The following is a 16,872-nucleotide window of genomic DNA, read 5'->3' on the forward strand; positions in this document are numbered from 1 at the left end:
GCCGGGGCCGCCCTGTGGGCGGCCGCCGAACCGGACAACATCGTCGCCGCCGTCGTCTCCCGCGGCGGCCGTCCCGACCTCGCCGGGCCGCGCCTGGCGTCGGTACGGGCCCCGACGCTGCTCCTGGTGGGCGGCGCCGACGAGCCGGTGATCGAGCTGAACGAGGCCGCCCAGCGGGAGCTGAACGCCGAGAGCGAGCTGCGGATCGTCCCCGGGGCCACCCACCTGTTCGAGGAGCCCGGGGCGCTCGAGACGGTCGCCGACCTGGCCCGCGACTGGTTCACCCGGCACTTCACCGGCCGTTGACCGGGCTCCAGGTGTATTCGACGACGTCCAGCTCGAACCCGGCGTTGAAGCGTTCCACGAACGCGCGGCCGGGCCTGCCGCCCATCCGCTCGTAGAAGGCCCTGGCCGCGGCGTTGTCGCGCAGAACCTCCAGGTAGACGGTCTTGCCCGGGTGGTGCTCGGCGGCCCAGCCGAGCCCCCGGTCCACCAGCCGGCGGCCCAGGCCGGACCGCTTGAGCGTGGGCCGCACGTGCAGGTTGTCCAGCAGCACCCGGCCGTCGCGCTCCGGCACCAGATACGCGAACGCGCTCACACCCGCCTCGTCCTCGGCCACCAGCAGGCAGGGCGGGTCACCGCCGTTGAGGTAAACCTCGCTCTCGGCCCTGGCCCGCCACAGCTCGCGATGGGTCGCGGGCAGCGGCCCCTCCAGGTAGGACTCCGGCATGATCCCGGCATAGGCGGTGCGCCAGCTCTCGGTGTGGAGAGCCGCGATGGCGTCGGCATCGGCCGCGACGCCCGTTCTGATGTTCACGGAAGCCGAGGCTACCGGCGGGCCCTGCGCCCCTCCGTCACCCGCTTCCACACGAACACCCCGACGGCCAGCACGATCAGCCCGATGACCACGTACGTGAGAATGCCCACATACCGTTCGACCAGCGACCACTGCTCGCCCAGCAGGTAGCCGGCCATGACCAGGGCGGTGTTCCACAGGAAGCTGCCCAGCGTGGTGAACAGCGTGAACGCCGGCAGCGGCATCCGCTCCACGCCGGCCGGGATGGAGATCAGGCTGCGGAAGATCGGCACCATCCGCCCGAAGAACACCGTCTTGCGCCCGTGGCGTTCGAACCACGCCTCGGTCTTGCGCACGTCGTCGACCTTGACCAGCGGGACCTTCTCGGCCAGCGCGTGCATCCTGTCGCGCCCCAGGGCCGCGCCGATGCCGTACAGCGCGAGCGCGCCCGCCACCGACCCGACCGTCGTCCACACCAGCACCTGCCAGAGCACCAGCTCCCCCCGGCTCACCGTGAACCCGGCGAGCGGCAGGATCACCTCGCTCGGCACCGGCGGGAACAGGTTCTCCAGCGCGACGGCCAGGCCCGCCCCCGGCGCGCCCAGCGATTCCATCAGACCCGTGACCCAGTCGACGATCCCGTCTGCCATGCCTTGTCTCTAGCCCGTGGCGGCGTGCCTATGCGCTACATCTTCGGCCGGGCAACGTTGTGGCAACCCTCCATAACCCCGGCGGACGTTCTGGTGTGGGATCGGACCCGGCAGCAAAAACCTAGCTGAGGAGCGGGAATGTACCGATTGCGCCTCCCCATCGTGGACGTGGCCCGGGTGGCCGTCTTCGCCGCGCTGATCGCCGCGCTCGGCCTCGTCCCGGGGCTCAACCTGTTCGGCCCGGTGCCGATCACGCTCCAGACGCTCGGCGTCATGCTCGCCGGGGCGATCCTCGGCTCCTGGCGGGCCGCCCTGGCGGTCGGCGTGTTCATCCTGCTGGTCGCGGCCGGGCTGCCGCTGCTGGCGGGCTTCCGCGGCGGGCTGGGGGTGTTCACCGGGCCGTCGGTCGGGTTCCTGCTCGGCTGGCTGCCCGGCGCCGCCCTCATCGGGTGGATCGTCGAGCGCGGCGGGCGCTCCCCGGGCATCGGACGGCTGCTGGTAGCCTCCCTGGCCGGTGGCCTCGGGGTCGTCTATCTGGTGGGCATCCCGCTGTGGGCGCTCGTCGGCGGGCTGACGCTGGGGCAGGCGGCCCTGCTCACGCTGGGGTTCGTGCCGGGTGACGTGGCCAAGGCGGTGCTGACGGCGTTCGTGGCGCGCGGGACCCAGCGGGCCTACCCCGACGCGGTCCCGGCCGTGCACCGCGAACGGCTCCGAGCCGGAAAGGAACTCTGAACCTGGCATGCCAGTCGCAGCACAGGTATTGCGGCACGCCGCGTCCCGACCCGGCCGCCTCGCGCTGGCCGGGCCGTCGGGCGAGCTCTCCTACGGCGCCCTGGCCAGGCGGGCCGAACGGCTCGCCGCGGCCCTCGCCCCTCTCCCGGCAGGCGCCGCGACGCCTCTGGCCGTGATCCGCGCGACCGACCCCGTCGACCAGCTCACCGCCGTGCTGGCGGTCGACCTGCTCGGCGGGACGCCGCTGCTGTGCGACCCGGCCCGCGAGGCGCCGCCCGAGATCCCCGCGGCCCTCACCGTCGACGCCGTCCCGGCCCGCCTGCCGGACGCCGCCTTCACCGGCCGCCCGGCCCGGCCCGGCGACCTGGCCTGGGCCTGCTTAAGCTCGGGCAGCACCGGCCGCCCGCGCGCCGTGGTGCGCACGCGCGGCTCGTGGACCGGCTCGTTCGAGCCGTTCAGCGAGCTCACCGGCATCACCGCCGACGACGTGGTGCTGGTGCCCGGGCCGCTGATCTCCTCCCTGTACGGGTTCGCGGCCGTGCACGCGCTGGCCGCCGGGGCGACGGCGCTGGTGCCCGGCCGCTGGTCGCCCGGCGCGCTGGCCGGGCAGCTCGCCCGCGCGACGGCCGTGCACCTGGTGCCGCACCGGCTGCCCGAGCTGCTGGCCGCCCGGCCGGCGGCCAGCCCGCTGCGGGTGGCCGCCGTGGGCGGCGCGGCACTGGCCGAAGGGCTGCGCGAGCGCGCCGGGATACGGGTGGTGTCCTATTACGGGGCCACCGAGCTGTCGTTCGTGGCCGCGGACGCCGACGGCACCGGGCTGCGGCCGTTCCCCGGGGTGGAGATCGACGTCCGGGTCAAGCCGGGCCGCGACCTCGGCACCGTGTGGGCCCGCTCCCCCTGGCTGGCCGAGGGCTACGCGGCCGGGGCGAGCGGGCCGCTGCTCCGCGACGGCGACGGGTGGATGAGCGTCGGCGACCTGGCCGAGCCGTACCGGCCGGGAGAGTCGCTGCGGCTGCGCGGCCGGGGCGACGGCGCGATCCAGACCGGCGGGGCGACCGTGGTGCCCGAGGACGTCGAGGAGGTGCTGCGGGCCGTGCCCGGCGTGGGCGACATCGTGGTGATCGGCTCGCCCCATCCCGACCTGGGCTCGGTCGTCACCGCGATCGTCGAGGCAGCCGGCGCGCCGCCGCCCAGGTCCGCGCTGGAGGCCGTCGCGCGCGGCGGGCTCGACCTGGCGCAGCGGCCCCGCCGCTGGTACGCGGTCCAGGAGCTGCCGCGCACCGCGACGGGCAAGCCGGCCCGCGCGCTCGTCGCCGCCCGGCTCGCCGACGGCGACCCGGCCCTGCGGCGGCTGTCCTGATGGACGCGCCCGTGGTGGTGGCCGCGCGCCGGACGGCGATCGGGACGGCCGGGCACGCGTTCAAGGGCGTGGGCGCCGACCGGCTGGCCGCCCCGGTGATCGCGGCGGTCGTCCGCGACGCGGCCGGGCTCGGGCTGCCGGTGGACGACGTGATGCTGGGCAACTGCATGGGTCCCGGCGGCAACCTGGCCAGGGTGTCGGCGCTGGGCGCCGGGCTGGGCCACGAGGTGCCGGGGGTCACGGTCGACCGGCAGTGCGGGAGCGGCCTGGCCGCCGTCCTGCTCGCCGGGCAGGCCGTACGGAGCGGTGAGGCGGAGCTCGTCGTGGCGGGCGGCGTCGAGAGCGCGTCCACCGCGCCGCTGCGCACCCGCCGTGGCGAGGCCGAGCCGTACGAGCGTGCGCCGTTTGCCCCCGACGGCCATCCCGACCCGGAGATGGGCGCGGCGGCCGAGGCGCTGGGCGTGGCCAGGGGCGTCGAGCGGGACCGGCAGGACCGCTACGCGCTGGCAAGCCACGCCAAGGCGGTGGCCGCGCGGGAGGCGGGCCGGTTCGCGGCGGAGATCGTTCCCGTCGAGGGGCGCGACAGCGACCAGCGGCCCCGGCTGCTGCGCGAGGGGTCGCTGGGGCGGCTGCCGGCGGCGTTCGTGCCGGGCGGCGCGGTGACGGCCGGCAACTCGGCGCCCAACAGCGACGGCGCCGCCGCGGTCGCCGTCGTGCCGGAACGGCTGCGGGCCGGGCTGCCCGGGCTGCGGCTGGTGGCCGGGACCGTCACCGGATGCGATCCGGCGCTGCCCGGATGGGGGCCGGTGCCCGCCGTCCGCCGCCTGCTCGCCCGTACCGGGGTGCCGATGGAGCAGGTCGCGGCGGTGGAGATCGTGGAGGCGTTCGCGGCGCAGACGCTGGCGGTGACCGACGCGCTGGGGCTCGACCCGCTCGGCGCCGACGCCGGGCGGGTGTGCGCCGACGGCGGCGCGCTCGCGCTCGGGCACCCGTGGGGGGCGAGCGGGGCGGTCGTGGTGACGCGGCTGTTCACGCGGCTCGTCCGGGCGGGCGCGCCGGCGGGGACGCTCGGGCTGGCGACGGCGGCGGTCGGCGGCGGGCTCGGGGTCGCCGCCCTGTTCGAGGTGGTGTGAATGATCGACCTGGCTGACGTGCACGTCCGGCTCGGGCAGCGCGACGTGCTGCGCGGCATCACCGCCACGCTCGCGGAGCGGCGGATCGGCGTGGCCGGCGCCAACGGCTCCGGCAAGAGCACCCTGGCCCGGCTGTTCAACGGGCTGGCGCTGCCCTCGTCCGGCACCGTGACCGTGCTCGGCGAGGACACGCGGCGGCACGCGGCGCGGATCCGGCGGCGGGTGGGGTTCCTGTTCACCGATCCGGACGCGCAGATCGTGATGCCGACCGTGGCCGAGGACGTGGCGTTCTCGCTGCGCCGCCACAAGCTGCCGGCCGCCGAGGTGACGCGGCGGGTGTCGGCCGTGCTGGCCCGCTACGGGCTCGACGGACACGCCGACCACCCGGCCCACCAGCTCTCCGGCGGGCAGAAGCAGTTGCTGGCGCTCTGCTCGGTCCTGGTGCTGGAGCCGGAGATCCTGATCATGGACGAGCCCACGACGCTGCTCGACCTGCGCCACTCCCGGCTGGTCGCCGAGGTGCTGCGCGAGCTGCCGATGCAGGTGATCGTGGTGACGCACGACCTGCCGCTGCTCGACGGGTTCGACCGGGTGCTGGTGCTGGACGAGGGCCGGATCGTGGCCGACGCCACCCCCGAGTCGGCGCTCGGCCACTACCGGAAGCTCATGGCGTGAGCGGCGCGACCGGCCTGGCCGGCATCTACGTGCCCGGGAGCTCGCCGCTGCACCGGCTGCCGGTGGGCGTCAAGCTGCTGGGCCTGGCGGTGTGCTGCACGGTGCTCGTGCTGCTGCGCTCCCCGTGGGCGATGGGGGCGGCGGCGCTGGTGACCGCCGGGCTCTACGCGCTGTCCGGGGTGGGCGCGGCGGCGGCCTGGGCGCAGATCCGGCCGGTGCGCTGGTTCGCGGTGGCGCTGTTCGCCGTGCAGTGGGTGATGGCGGGGCTGCCGACGGCGGCGATGCTCACGTCCAGGCTGGTCCTGGCTGTGGCCCTGGCGGCGCTGGTCACGCTCACCACCCGCACCTCCGCCATGCTGGCGACGCTGGAACGCGGCCTGCGGCCGGCCCGGCGGCTCGGCGTCGACCCGTTCCGGCTGTCGCTGCTGCTGTCGCTGACCATCAGGACCGTGCCGGTGATGGCCGGGCTGGCGGTCCGGGTCAGGGAGGCCCAGCGGGCGCGGGGGGTCGAGTGGAGCCTGCGCGCGTTCGCGGTGCCGCTGGTCGTCAGCGCGCTGCGGCACGCCGACGCCCTGGGCGAGGCGCTCAGCGCGCGCGGCCTCGACGACTGATCAGTCGATCGCGGTGTCCCCGAGCGACTCCAGCAGCCCGCGCAGCAGGGCGACGAACGTGTCGCGGTCGGCCGGGGCCAGGCCGGACAGCAGGCGGGCCTCGTTCGCGACGTGCTCGACCAGGACCTTGTCGACGAGCTCCAGCCCGCGCGGGGTGAGCCTGATGCGGACCGAGCGCCGGTCCTCCACGTCGCGCACCCGCTCGACCAGGCCCTTGGCCTCCATCTTGTCGATCCGGTTGGTGATCGCGCCCGAGGTCACCATCGCCGCCTTGAGCAGCGTCCCGGCGCTCAGCTCGTACGGGGCGCCGGAGCGGCGCAGCGTGGCCAGCACGTCGAACTCGAAGCTCTCCAGCCCGTGCGCGCCGAACACCTCCTTGATCCCGCGCTCCAGCAGGCGCGACAGCCGCGACACCCGGCCGATGACCTCCATCGGCCACACGTCCACGTCCGGCCGCTCGCGCCGCCACTGAGCGGTGACCGCGTCCACCGCGTCGCCCATCTGGTAATCCTCTCAACATTAAGAGACTTGACGTTCGCTGAATCAATGTGTTGTTATCTCAACGTTGAGATTATCAATGAGGAGGGAACGTCATGGCAACCATCGCCGCGCCGGCGACCGTCCACCCGGGCCGCGTCGGCGACCTCGTGCTGGCCGCCCTCGCCCCGATGAGCTGGGGCACCACCTACGTCGTGACCACCACGCTGCTGCCCCCCGACCGGCCGCTGCTCGCCGCCACCCTGCGCGCCCTCCCCGCCGGGCTCGTGCTCCTCGCCGTCGCCCGGCGCCTGCCCACCGGCTCGTGGTGGTGGAAGTCCGCGGTGCTCGGCATGCTGAACTTCGGGGCGTTCTTCCCCCTGCTGTTCTTCGGCGCCTACCGGCTGCCCGGCGGCGTCGCCGCCACCATCGGGTCCGTGCAACCGCTGGTCGTGGCGCTGCTGTCGATCCTCGTCCTGTCCGCCCGCCCCGCCAGGGCCGTCCTGTACGCCGCCCTGGCCGGCACCGGCGGCGTGGCCCTGCTGACGCTCACCTCCGAGGCCCGGCTCGACCCGCTCGGCGTCCTCGCCATGCTGGCCGCCACCTCCCTCATGGGCCTGGCCATCGTGCTGGCCAAGAAATGGGGACGGCCCGAGTCGCCGCTCGTCATGACCGGCTGGCAGCTCACCATCGGCGGCCTGGCCATCGCGCCGCTCACCCTGGCCGTCGAGGGGCTGCCCGCCACCCTCACCGGGCCCAACCTGCTCGGCTTCGCCTACCTGGGCGTGTTCGGCACCGCGATCGCGTACGCGCTGTGGTTCCGCGGGATCGACCGGCTCGCGCCCACCTCCGTGTCGCTGCTCGGCCTCACCAACCCGCTCGTGGCCACCGTCGCCGGGCTCGCCGTGCTCGGCCAGACGCTCAACGGCTGGCAGATAGCCGGCTTCGTCCTCGCGCTCGGCGCGCTCGTCGCCGGTCAGACCTTCGCCAGGAAGTCCTGAGAACGCTCACCGATCCCCGGGCATCGCCCGGCCGCCGCGCTCCCGCTCCTCGACGAACCGGGCGATGACCCGAGCGCACTCCAGCGCCTCGGCCTTCGCGGTGTCGACCTCCAGGTCGTAGCGCACCCCCTGGTGCACGATCTCGGCCTGCGACACCGCCATCCCCGCCACCCGGTCGCCGCGCGCCGTCTCCCGCGCCGCCGCGACCGCCGCCTCGCACCTGACGCCCACCCACGCCACGTCGAGCCCGGCCAGGGCCCGCACCCACCGCTCCTGCGAGGCGGCCCCGCCCAGGAACACCTCGTCCACGATCACCCGCGCCCCCGCCCGCGCCATCGCGGCGACCCCGGCGATCCAGGCGGCGTCCAGCCTGCTGAACTCCGGCCCGACGCTGATCCCCCCGTCGGGCGCGAACTCGATCCCCGCCTCCGACGAGCGCATGGCGACGGGCATCGCCTCGATCATCGTGTCGACCCCGAGCGCCAGCCACGGCTCCGGCAGGATCGCCTGCAGACACCGCGCGATCCCGGACTTCCCCGAGCTGGACCCGCCATTGAGCACGATCACCTGAACAGCCATCGCGCCACGATACCGACCCCCGCCTCCCGGCGTGCGGTCAGCGGACGTACACGTCCGGGGTGGGTGGGGTGGGCATGGCGTTCCCGATGAAGAAGCTCGGGTGCGGGGGCTGGTTGTAGGCGGTGTTCTGCCAGGCGAGCGCGACCCGGTACTGCGGGTCATGCAGCAGGGTGTGGATCTTGGTGGTGGTGACGTGCGGCGTCGCGTAGATGCGCAGGGCGCGGTTGTCGGTCGTCGGCCAGATGACCTCTTCGCGCCAGTCGCCCAGGATGTCGCCCGACAGGGACGGGGTGGCCTTGGTGCCGTTGTTGGAGTGGACGCCCGAGGCGGTCAGCAGTCTGGTCTCGCCGCCGGTGCCGTACTTGTCGATCCTGGTCTGGTCCAGCAGTTCGCGGACGGGGTCGCCGTCCCACCAGGACAGGAAGTTGGCCGAGGAGGGCTGGCGGCCGATGACGGCGCCGGAGGTGTTGCGCAGGCCGTCCTGGCCGGCGCCCGCGGCCCAGGACTCGGCGCCGGGGCTGCCCGCGTGGATGTCGCCGGCGACGCCGCGGCCGGGGCCCTCGCCGGAGGAGCTGCCGGTGCGCCACAGCGCCGAGCCGGTGCGGGCGTCGAGCATGTAGAGGCCGGGCGGGGAGGACGATTCGGAGATCTTCACGTACTCCTGGCCGGGCCTGCCGGGGTCGAGGTCGCCGAGGTGGGCGGCGTCGCCGTGGCCCCAGCGGGTGTTCCACAGGCCGCGGCCGTCGTCGTTGACGGCGGCGGCGCCGTACACGATCTCGTCGCGCCCGTCGGCGTCGACGTCGCCGATGGTGAGCGAGTGGTTGCCCTGGCCGGCGTAGGCGCTGTTGCCGGAGCTGTTGGAGTCGAACGTCCAGCGCTTGGTGAGGCGGCCGTCGCGGAAGTCCCAGGCGGCGATGACCGAGCGGGTGTAGTAGCCGCGCGCCATGATGAGCGAGGGCCGTTCGCCGTCGAGGTACGCGGTGCCGGCCAGGAAGCGGTCGACGCGGTTGCCGTAGCTGTCGCCCCAGGAGGAGACGTCGCCGCGCGGCGGGTCGTAGGGCACGGTCGACATGGCGGCGCCGGTCTGCCCGTTGAACATGGTGAGGAATTCGGGCCCGGTGAGGATGTAGCCGCCGGAGTTGCGATGGTCGGCTCCGGCGTCGCCGATGACGGCGCCTCGGCCGTCGACGGTGCCGTCGGCGGTCTTCATCGCGACTTCGGCCTTGCCGTCGCCGTCGTAGTCGTACACCTGGAACTGGGTGTAGTGGGCTCCGGCGCGGATGTTGCGGCCGAGGTTGACGCGCCACAGCCGGGTGCCGTCGAGCTTGACGCCGTCGACGTAGACGGGGTCGGTCACGCCGGACTGGGAGTTGTCCTTGGCGTTGTTCGGCTCCCACTTCAGCACGAGGTCGAGGCGGCCGTCGCCGTCGAGGTCGCCGACGCTCGCGTCGTTGGCGTGGTGGCCGGAGGACGGCGGGCTGACGGGCACGTCGAGGTAGCCGTTGCCGAAGCGCAGCGACGGCTCGGACGCGGGCCCCTCGGCGCCCCCGGTGACGGGCCGGACGGTGTAGGTGGCGTCGGCGGCGGCGCCGGGATCCAGGTAGTTGGTGGAGTTCGTCACGGTGGCGATGCGGGTGCCGCCCCGGTAGACGTTGTAGGCGGTCTCGCGGGCCTCGGTGCCGAGCAGCCGCCAGGACACCAGGTTGCCGCTGCCGGAGCGCACGCTGACCAGGCCCCGGTCGAGGTCCTCGACCTGCTTGCCGCCCTCGGGGCCGGGCGGCGGGGTGGTGACGGTGGGAGACGGCGACGGCTCGGCACCGGTGCAGGCGACGCCGTTCAGGGCGAAGGACTCCGGTACGGGGTTCGCGCTGCCGTTCCAGGACGCGTTGAACCCGAAGGCGACGCTGCCCCCGGCCGGGAGGGCGGCGTTGTAGCCCACGTCGGTCATGGTGACGGCGGCGCCGCTCTGGCTCGGCTGGGCGTTCCACGCCTGGGTGATCTGCTGCCCGGCCCCGTAAGTCCAGGTCAGCCGCCAGCCGTTGACGGCGTCGCCGAGGTTGCGGATGGTCACGTTGCCGGTGAACCCGCCGGACCACTGCGTGGCGACGGCGTAGTCCACGTCGCAGGCCACGGCGGCGGAGGCGGGTAACTGCCCGACCAGCGCGCCCGCGACCGCGAGCCCGGCCGTGGCGGCCAGGCAGGCTTTGAATCGATTCATCGCGAAGTCCCAACTGAGGGGAGGACTGAGACGTCTCAGACGCTAGAAGCCGCCCGCGCGGTGGTCAATCACGCGGGCGGCTGCCGTTGTATCGATTCAGGTCAGACCCCGGCCGGAGCTGAAACTTTCAGCGCGGCCCAGAAGGCGTACCGGTGCTCCCCGGCGAAGTCGACGGGCCCGGTCGCGTCCGGTGCGAGCGCGTGCACGTACGGCTCGGGCGCGGTGAAGGCGGGCCAGCCGGGGTCGCCGTCGCGGGCGAAGGCGGCCCAGCGGCCGATCATGTACTCGGCCAGCCGCCGCTGCCCCTCGTCCAGCGGCTCGTTGTAGCCCACGTCGAACAGGTACGGCAGGTCGGCGGCATGATAGGCGCCCATGTCGTACGGCTTGGGGAAGGCCGCGAACCAGGGCGCGGCGGCGTCGGCGAACTCGTAGGCGTAGGCGGCGGTCCGCCGCGACAGCGCCGCCCCGGTGTCGAGCGCGTGCCGCGCGTACTGGGCGTCGGTCAGCGCCGTGGCCAGCGCCTGGCCCGGTGAGGCGTAGGCGTCCGCCGGGTACTCGGCCAGCACCGCGTCCGCGTCGCCGCCGAAGGCCGCGCGCACCGCGTCCGCGTAGTGCCCGGCGGGGATCGGCCCGCCGTGGACGGCCATCTCCAGCCCCCACACGTGCATCCGCTGCTCGTGCCGGTTGATCCCGAACAGCACCGGAACCGGGTGGAAGTCGCCGGCCCGCACCGCCGCCGCCGGATCGACCGGCAGCGCCCCGCCTCCGGCGACCGGCCCGAACCCGGGCTGCGCGGGGTCGGCGGCGGCCCGCAGCAGCTCCTCTACCGGGACCTCGCGCAGCCGGCCCAGGTCGGCCAGGCCGAGCCGCTCGACCAGCGCCTCGCCCTCCCGCTCGGCCTGCGCGCGGGGGCGCGGGTTGTTGCCCAGGGCGAGCGAGGGCGCCCACGGCGCGGTCACCGGCGCGCTCTGCAGGATCGCCCGGTGGAACAGCCCGGCCGATCCCGGCATCACCAGGTGGGCCCCGGCGGCGACGCCTCCGGACGACTCGCCGAACAGCGTCACGTTGCCCGGGTCGCCGCCGAACGCCGCCGCGTTGCGCCGCACCCAGCGCAGCGCCTCCTGCTGGTCGAGCAGCCCGCAGTCGGCCGACTCGGGATCGAGCGCCGGATGGGCGAGGAAGCCGAGCGCGCCGAGCCGGTAGTTGACGGTCACCACGACCACCCGGCCCTGGACGGCCAGCCGCCGGGCGTCGTAGAGGTGACCGGCGCCGTCCTTGAAGCTGCCGCCGTGCAGCCACACCATCACGGGCAGCCCGGCGCCCTCGCGGGGCGCGGTCACGTTGAGGTAGAGGCAGTCCTCGCTGAGGCTTCCGGCTCCCAGGTGGTCGCCGGTCTGCGCGCACATCGGCCCCGGCCGGGTGGCGTCCAGCGGCTCGGTCCAGGCCGCCGCCGGTCGCGGCGCGCGCCAGCGCAGCTCGCCCACGGGCGGGGCGGCGTACGGGATGCCGAGGTAGGCGCGGTGGTCGGCGGTGACGAGCCCGCGCACGGGGCCGCGGTCGGTGAGCACGATGTCCATGCCCGGAACCGTACCCCGAATTTGGGCGATCGCGCAAGACGAACGCCTAAGGCGAACGCTCATCCTCCCGGCGGGCCTTGGCGCGGCGCTTGCCCTCGTGCATCGCCTGCACCCGCGCCACCGGGATCGTGTGCCCCTCCTCGATCAGGTCGGCGGGCAGCCGCTGCTCGGCGGGCATCAGCTCGGCCCACGGGTCACCATCGCCGAGCCTGTCCACAGCGGTGTGGACGGTGAAGTCACGCGGCGACACCCGGTCCAACTCCTCCCACGCCACCGGGAACGAGACCGGCGTGCCCGGCCGGATGCGCGGGCTGTAGGCGGCCACCACCGTCGCCCCGCCCGCCCGGGTCGAGTCCAGGAACACCTTGCCGCCCCGGTCCTCCCGGATGAACGCGGTCGTGGCCAGCGACGGGTCGATCCGCTCGGCGCGCGCCGCCAGCGCCCGGGTGGCCCCCGCCAGGTCCTCCATGCCGATCCCGGCCACCACCGGCACGAACACGTGCACCCCCTTGGCCCCGCTGGTCTTGACCGCCCCGGCCAGCCCGCAGTCGGCCAGCGCCTGCCGTACCAGCATCGCGGCGGCCACCACCGCCCCGAACCCCGCCCCCTCCGGCGGGTCGAGGTCGAGCACCAGGTGGGTGAAGTGATCACCCCGCACCAGCGCCGGGTGGTACTCGACCGCCCGCTGGTTGCCGAACCACAGCAGCGTCCGCCGGTCGTCGCACAGCGCGTAGGTGACCCGCCTGCGGGACGCCTCCGCCCACATCGACGTCGTACGGATCCAGTCGGGGGCGTACTTGGGCAGGTTCTTCTGCATGAAGGGAGCCTGGCCGGGCCGCACCCGGATCACCGACAGCGCCCGCTCGCGCAGCCCCGGCAGCATCCGGTCGCGCACCGCGTCGAGGTAGTCGACCAGGTCCCGCTTGGTCGCCTCCGCGCCGTCGAACAGGGGCTGGTCGAGGTTGGTCAGCGCCACCCCGTCGCGTGTCTCATCGCTGGTCACCCGGTCTACGATGCCCACCCGGACCGGATCGACGCAAGCATGGTCAAAACGCGGTCAAAGGCGGCGGCACTGGCCTTCCTTGTCGCCGTCGACGGAGTTACGGCCGCCGGTCGGCCGCGGGCTGTTGTCCTCGCACTGCAGGTTGCCGTCGACCTTGTTGCGGTGGACGCGGACGCCGCCGCGGTTGTCCTTCACCTGGATGTCGCCGTCCACCCGGTTGCCCTCGACGCGCTGGCGGCGGTCGTTGTCCTCAAGCTGGATGTTGCCGTCGACCCGCGACGAGGTCACCGTGGTGGCCCCCCCGTCCTCCACCTGGATGTCGCCGCCCACCACCGAACGGGAGGTCACCGACACCGAGCGGGCGCCATCGGCCTGCACGTTGCCGTCGACCTTCACCCGCTTGGCCAGCAGCGTCGCGCCCTTGCCCACCTTCACGTCACCCTCGACCCGGGTGCCGGACAGCTTGCACGTAGCGCCCTTCGGCACATACAGGCTGTCCACGCTCACCGCGCCGATCGTGCCCCGGCAGGTCCTGTCGTCGGCGAGCGCCGGACCGGCTGCCACGAACCCGCCGAACACGGTGGTCAGCGCGGCGCCTGCCAGAACCAGCTTGACGTTCCTCATGTCGTTTCCTTCCCATCGGTGCGGACATGAAGAAGCATCTCGATCAGCGGTGAGGGCCCGGTGAGGCGAACATTAGCCCTTTCTCATCCAAATGCCCCAGATCGCCCCAGAACCTCAGACCCACAGATAGTCGTAGTCGGGCGGCGCCGGGCGGATGTGCAGGCCGCCGTCACGTACCTGCCACTCGTCCTGACCGTGGACCTCGTGGAAGACGAGGAACAGGCCGCACACGCGGTCGCCGTCCTCGTCGGCGGCCGGCAGCGCGGCGACCGCGCGGACCCGCTCCTCCAAGTCGGCCAGCAGAGGCGCGGGGACGGCCCGCAGGTAGGAGGCCACGTCGAACCAGCCCTCCGGGAACGACCACCCCGGGTCGTCCCCGATGACCCGCGCGGCCTCGTCCCGCAACCCGTTGAACTCCAGCCAGCCGCGAACGTAGACGATGGCGCCCATGAGCCCATCATGGTGCCATGACCGTCCCCGACCTTCCCGCCGACGGCGGTTTCCTGCTGCGGCCGTGGCGCCTGACCGACCTGCCCGCGGTCGCCGAGGCCGCCGCCGACCCGTACATCCCGTTGATCACCTCCGTTCCGGCGGTGTACTCCGACGCCGAGGGCGCGGCCTTCGTCCGCCGCCAGTGGGCGAGAGCCGCCGACGGCGTGGGCTACTCGTTCGCGATCGCCCGTGACGGCCGCGCCGTTGGCCAGATCGGGCTGTGGCCCGGCCCCCACGGCCGCGCGAGCGTCGGCTACTGGGTGGCCGGATCGGCCAGGGGGCAGGGGGTGGCGTGCGCGGCGCTGCGCGCGGTGGCGTCCTGGGCGTTCGGCGAGCTGCGGATCGCGCGGCTGGAAGCGCACGTCGAGCCGTGGAACGCAGCGTCGTGGAAGGCCGCCGAGAAGGCCGGGTTCACGCGCGAAGGGCTGCTGCGGGCGTGGAAGGAGGTGGGCGGGGAGCGGCGGGACATGTACGTGTACGCCAGAGTCGCGGGCTGAGGTTTTCCGCAGGTGGGTGTGCGGTCCGCCGCATGGTCCGGCCGGTCCGGCGTCCCTAGCGTTGAGGTCATGATCCTGACGAAGACCGTGGCGCTCGCCCTCGCCCTGACCACCGTGGCGCCGACGCACGAGCAGTTGAGGACCCAGCTGGACGCGCTGGTGGACGCGAAGGCCATGACGGCCGCGCTGGCGCTGGTGCGCGAGGACGGCCGCGACCGGGCGATGGCCGTCGGCGTGCGGGACGTGCGCTCGAAGGCGCCCGCCGACCCGCGCGGCTATTTCCGCGTCGGCAGCGTGACCAAGACGTTCGTGGCGACCGTGCTGCTGCAACTCGCCGACGAGGGCAAGCTGTCCCTCGACGACCTGGTGAGCAAGCACCTGCCGGGCGCGCTCCCCGAGGACAGCCAGGTCACCGTCCGCCAGGCGCTCAACCACACGAGCGGCGTCTTCGACTACGCGGGCGCCGGCATCCCCGGCTGGTCGGCGCGCGACTACCGGCCGAGGGAGACGCTGTACGACCAGACGCCGCAGGAGCTGCTGGCCGTGGGCCTGTCGAAGCCGCCGTACTTCAAGCCGGGCCAGGGCTGGCGCTACTCCAACACGAACTACGTGATCGCCGCCATGCTGATTGAGAAGCTGACCGGCAACCCGTACGCGAAGGAGATCGAGAACCGCATCCTGCGCCCGCTGGACCTGCGGCACACGCTGCTGCCGGGCCACCGCAAGGACCTGCCGAAGCCGCACGCGCGCGGCTACGCGCCGTACCAGGGCAAGATGGTCGACGCGACCCGGATGAACCCGTCCCTGGAGTACGGCGCGGGCGAGATGATCTCGACGACGGCCGATCTGGCGACGTTCCTGGACGCGCTGCTCGGCGGCAAGCTGACCAGCGGGCAGGCGCTCAAGCAGATGCGCACGATGGAGAACGCGGGCCAGGGCATGGGCTACGGGCTGGGCCTGCAGGCGTTCCCGCTGCCGTGCGGTGGCAAGGTGTACGGGCACAGCGGCGGCACGTTCGGCTATCTGACCTACGCGCTGCGCTCGGACTCGGGCCGCACGCTGGTCCTCTCGGGCAACCCGTACACGGGCGAGACCCCCGCCGACGCGCTGCCGAAGGTGCTGGCGACGGCGTTCTGCTGAGCGAAGGCTCAGGCGAGCACCGCCTCCACCAGGAACCGGTGGTTGCGCACGGAGAAGCCGCCGTCGGACGTGATCCGCTCGTGCAGCGCGCGGAGCGGGCCCGCGTGGCGTTCGTGGTCGAAGTCGCGGATCTGCCACGGGACGGCACGCAGGTGGAAGACGACGGCGCCGATGTCGTGGAAGACGTACTCGGTCATCTCCTCCCGGGCGTCGGCGATGCGCAGGCCGGCGCGGCGCAGGCGGCGGGCCGCGACGTCGAGCGTCCACCCGTCCGCCGTGGCGGCGGGCGGCGCGCAGAGGGCGGCGTTCAGCTCCAGGTCGTTGCGGCTGCCGACCTGCTGGGTGAGCAGTCGCCCGCCGGGGGCGAGCACGCGGGCGACTTCGGCCGCGTCGAGCCCGCCGTGCCGGTTGAGCACCAGGTCGAAGGCCGCGTCCCGGGCGGGCAGGCGCTCCGCGGAGCCGCCGAGCACGGCCACGCCCAGCGGCCCGAGCCGCCGGGCGGCGACGGCCAGGTTGGGCGGCCAGCCCTCCAGGGCGACCGTGCGTGGCGGCAGCGGCGCCAGGGAGGCCAGGACCTCGCCGCCGCCGGTGTCGACGTCCAGCGGGCGGCGCGCCGAGGCGAGCAGCGCCGACGCGCGGGCCGCGTAGCTCCACGACGGCGTCCCGCCGCTCGTCCTGCCCCGCAGCCAGGAGAAGTCCCATCCGCGCACGGACGCCCGGACCGCCTGGTCCACCAGATCCTCGTAGCCGGTCACCCGATCACCGTAGTGACGCCCGGCCGCGATCACCGCCTCATTTCCGGCCGGGTCACCGTCAGGGTATCTTGACGGCATGACCTTGAAGCTGAGCGACATCCCCGGCCACGAGGGGTTCGCGGCACCCGTGCTTCCCGGCGGCGAGCTCGCCCGCTCGGGCAGCGCGTTCACCAGGACCTTCATCGGCTACCAGGCCGCCTGCTCGTGCGGCTGGGCCGACCGGCGCCGCTTCCCGCCCTCGCCGCAGGGCGCGAAGGAGGCCGAGGAGCAGTGGTACAAGCACGCCGGCCCGCTGCTCGCCGCCGCCCCGCCCAACTGGCTGGTGATCAAGTCGAACCTGCTGTGCGAGCAGGTCGCGAACCTCACCGGCGACCGCCCGCTCGCCGCCCTCACCCTGCTCACCCAGGTGGAAGCCTGGCAGCGCGCCCTCCTCGACCGGGCCGTGGCCGCCGCCAGGGCCGGAGGGGCGTCGTGGTCGCAGGTCGGCGACGCGATGGGGATCTCCAAGCAGGCCGCCCACGAGCGGTTCAGGGACGCCGAGCCGGTCTGAGC

The 16,872-nt window shown here is 74.0% G+C and carries 20 protein-coding genes; 10 read left to right on the forward strand and 10 right to left on the reverse strand.

What is annotated here, in order from left to right; translation table 11 throughout:
- Positions 1–306 (forward strand): dienelactone hydrolase family protein (locus KME80_RS37340; protein WP_372455415.1); only part of this gene is annotated, 306 nt, incomplete at its 5' end.
- Here the strand turns inward: KME80_RS37340 and KME80_RS37345 are convergent.
- Together KME80_RS37345 and KME80_RS37350 are read right to left on the reverse strand one after the other, a co-directional pair.
- Positions 293–817: a GNAT family N-acetyltransferase gene (locus KME80_RS37345; protein ID WP_219512477.1), complete on the reverse strand. Its 525-nt coding sequence runs from the start codon at positions 815–817 to the stop codon at positions 293–295. The two genes, KME80_RS37340 and KME80_RS37345, sit on opposite strands and share 14 nt — an antisense overlap.
- A gap of 11 nt (positions 818–828) precedes the next feature.
- Positions 829–1,446, reverse strand: coding sequence for a DedA family protein (locus KME80_RS37350; RefSeq protein WP_246646405.1), 618 nt, complete (start codon positions 1,444–1,446; stop codon positions 829–831).
- 138 nt (positions 1,447–1,584) lie between these two features.
- Here KME80_RS37350 and KME80_RS37355 point away from each other — a divergent pair, with 138 nt between their 5' ends.
- From KME80_RS37355 to KME80_RS37375, 5 genes are read left to right on the forward strand one after another with little or no spacing between them, the layout of a single operon-like run.
- Positions 1,585–2,178 carry a biotin transporter BioY gene (locus KME80_RS37355; RefSeq protein WP_219512479.1) on the forward strand — a complete coding sequence of 198 codons (594 nt, stop codon included), beginning with the start codon at positions 1,585–1,587 and terminating at the stop codon, positions 2,176–2,178.
- Positions 2,179–2,185: 7 nt separating this feature from the next.
- Entirely contained in the window at positions 2,186–3,538 is a 1,353-nt protein-coding gene (locus tag KME80_RS37360; RefSeq protein WP_219512487.1) for an AMP-binding protein, read from the forward strand.
- Entirely contained in the window at positions 3,538–4,671 is a 1,134-nt protein-coding gene (locus KME80_RS37365) for a thiolase family protein (RefSeq protein ID WP_219512489.1), read from the forward strand. The genes KME80_RS37360 and KME80_RS37365 overlap by 1 nt, the downstream gene beginning before the upstream one ends.
- Positions 4,672–5,346, forward strand: coding sequence for an energy-coupling factor ABC transporter ATP-binding protein (locus KME80_RS37370; protein ID WP_219512498.1), 675 nt, complete (start codon positions 4,672–4,674; stop codon positions 5,344–5,346). It abuts the gene before it with no gap.
- The gene (locus KME80_RS37375) at positions 5,343–5,957 is read left to right on the forward strand and encodes an energy-coupling factor transporter transmembrane component T family protein (protein WP_219512507.1); all 615 of its coding nucleotides are present in this window, start codon (positions 5,343–5,345) and stop codon (positions 5,955–5,957) included. Before KME80_RS37370 ends, KME80_RS37375 begins: the two co-directional genes overlap by 4 nt.
- On the opposite strand, the gene KME80_RS37380 is transcribed toward KME80_RS37375, so the two are convergent.
- Positions 5,958–6,458 carry a MarR family winged helix-turn-helix transcriptional regulator gene (locus KME80_RS37380; protein ID WP_219512509.1) on the reverse strand — a complete coding sequence of 167 codons (501 nt, stop codon included), beginning with the start codon at positions 6,456–6,458 and terminating at the stop codon, positions 5,958–5,960.
- 92 nt (positions 6,459–6,550) lie between these two features.
- Here KME80_RS37380 and KME80_RS37385 point away from each other — a divergent pair, with 92 nt between their 5' ends.
- Entirely contained in the window at positions 6,551–7,435 is an 885-nt protein-coding gene (locus KME80_RS37385) for an EamA family transporter (protein ID WP_219512510.1), read from the forward strand.
- A 6-nt stretch (positions 7,436–7,441) separates the two neighbouring features.
- Here KME80_RS37385 and cpt read toward each other — a convergent pair whose 3' ends face one another.
- From cpt to KME80_RS37415, 6 genes are all read right to left on the reverse strand, one after another.
- Positions 7,442–8,014: a chloramphenicol phosphotransferase CPT gene (gene cpt / locus KME80_RS37390; protein WP_246646406.1), complete on the reverse strand. Its 573-nt coding sequence runs from the start codon at positions 8,012–8,014 to the stop codon at positions 7,442–7,444.
- A gap of 37 nt (positions 8,015–8,051) precedes the next feature.
- Complete coding sequence (locus KME80_RS37395) at positions 8,052–10,232, reverse strand: rhamnogalacturonan lyase family protein (protein WP_219512518.1); 2,181 nt, start codon at positions 10,230–10,232, stop codon at positions 8,052–8,054.
- Positions 10,233–10,333: 101 nt separating this feature from the next.
- Positions 10,334–11,809: a carboxylesterase/lipase family protein gene (locus KME80_RS37400; RefSeq protein WP_219512526.1), complete on the reverse strand. Its 1,476-nt coding sequence runs from the start codon at positions 11,807–11,809 to the stop codon at positions 10,334–10,336.
- Positions 11,810–11,855: 46 nt separating this feature from the next.
- Positions 11,856–12,812: a DNA polymerase domain-containing protein gene (locus KME80_RS37405; protein ID WP_308126092.1), complete on the reverse strand. Its 957-nt coding sequence runs from the start codon at positions 12,810–12,812 to the stop codon at positions 11,856–11,858.
- Positions 12,813–12,866: 54 nt separating this feature from the next.
- Positions 12,867–13,436 (reverse strand): DUF4097 family beta strand repeat-containing protein, encoded by a 570-nt coding sequence (locus KME80_RS37410; RefSeq protein ID WP_219512528.1) that lies wholly within the window; start codon positions 13,434–13,436, stop codon positions 12,867–12,869.
- Positions 13,437–13,550: 114 nt separating this feature from the next.
- Positions 13,551–13,886 (reverse strand): hypothetical protein, encoded by a 336-nt coding sequence (locus tag KME80_RS37415; protein WP_219512530.1) that lies wholly within the window; start codon positions 13,884–13,886, stop codon positions 13,551–13,553.
- A gap of 17 nt (positions 13,887–13,903) precedes the next feature.
- On the opposite strand from KME80_RS37415, the gene KME80_RS37420 reads away from it, so the two are divergent.
- Complete coding sequence (locus KME80_RS37420; RefSeq protein WP_219512532.1) at positions 13,904–14,425, forward strand: GNAT family N-acetyltransferase; 522 nt, start codon at positions 13,904–13,906, stop codon at positions 14,423–14,425.
- A gap of 69 nt (positions 14,426–14,494) precedes the next feature.
- Positions 14,495–15,565: a serine hydrolase domain-containing protein gene (locus KME80_RS37425; protein WP_219512533.1), complete on the forward strand. Its 1,071-nt coding sequence runs from the start codon at positions 14,495–14,497 to the stop codon at positions 15,563–15,565.
- Positions 15,566–15,573: 8 nt separating this feature from the next.
- Here the strand turns inward: KME80_RS37425 and KME80_RS37430 are convergent, their stop codons facing one another.
- The gene (locus KME80_RS37430) at positions 15,574–16,398 is read right to left on the reverse strand and encodes a class I SAM-dependent methyltransferase (protein ID WP_219512540.1); all 825 of its coding nucleotides are present in this window, start codon (positions 16,396–16,398) and stop codon (positions 15,574–15,576) included.
- Between KME80_RS37430 and KME80_RS37435 the strand changes: the two genes are divergently transcribed.
- Positions 16,397–16,870 carry a hypothetical protein gene (locus KME80_RS37435; RefSeq protein WP_219512542.1) on the forward strand — a complete coding sequence of 158 codons (474 nt, stop codon included), beginning with the start codon at positions 16,397–16,399 and terminating at the stop codon, positions 16,868–16,870. The two genes, KME80_RS37430 and KME80_RS37435, sit on opposite strands and share 2 nt — an antisense overlap.
- Positions 16,871–16,872 lie beyond the last annotated feature (2 nt).

The organism is Nonomuraea ceibae, assembly GCF_019396325.1.
Lineage (GTDB): Bacteria > Actinomycetota > Actinomycetes > Streptosporangiales > Streptosporangiaceae > Nonomuraea > Nonomuraea ceibae.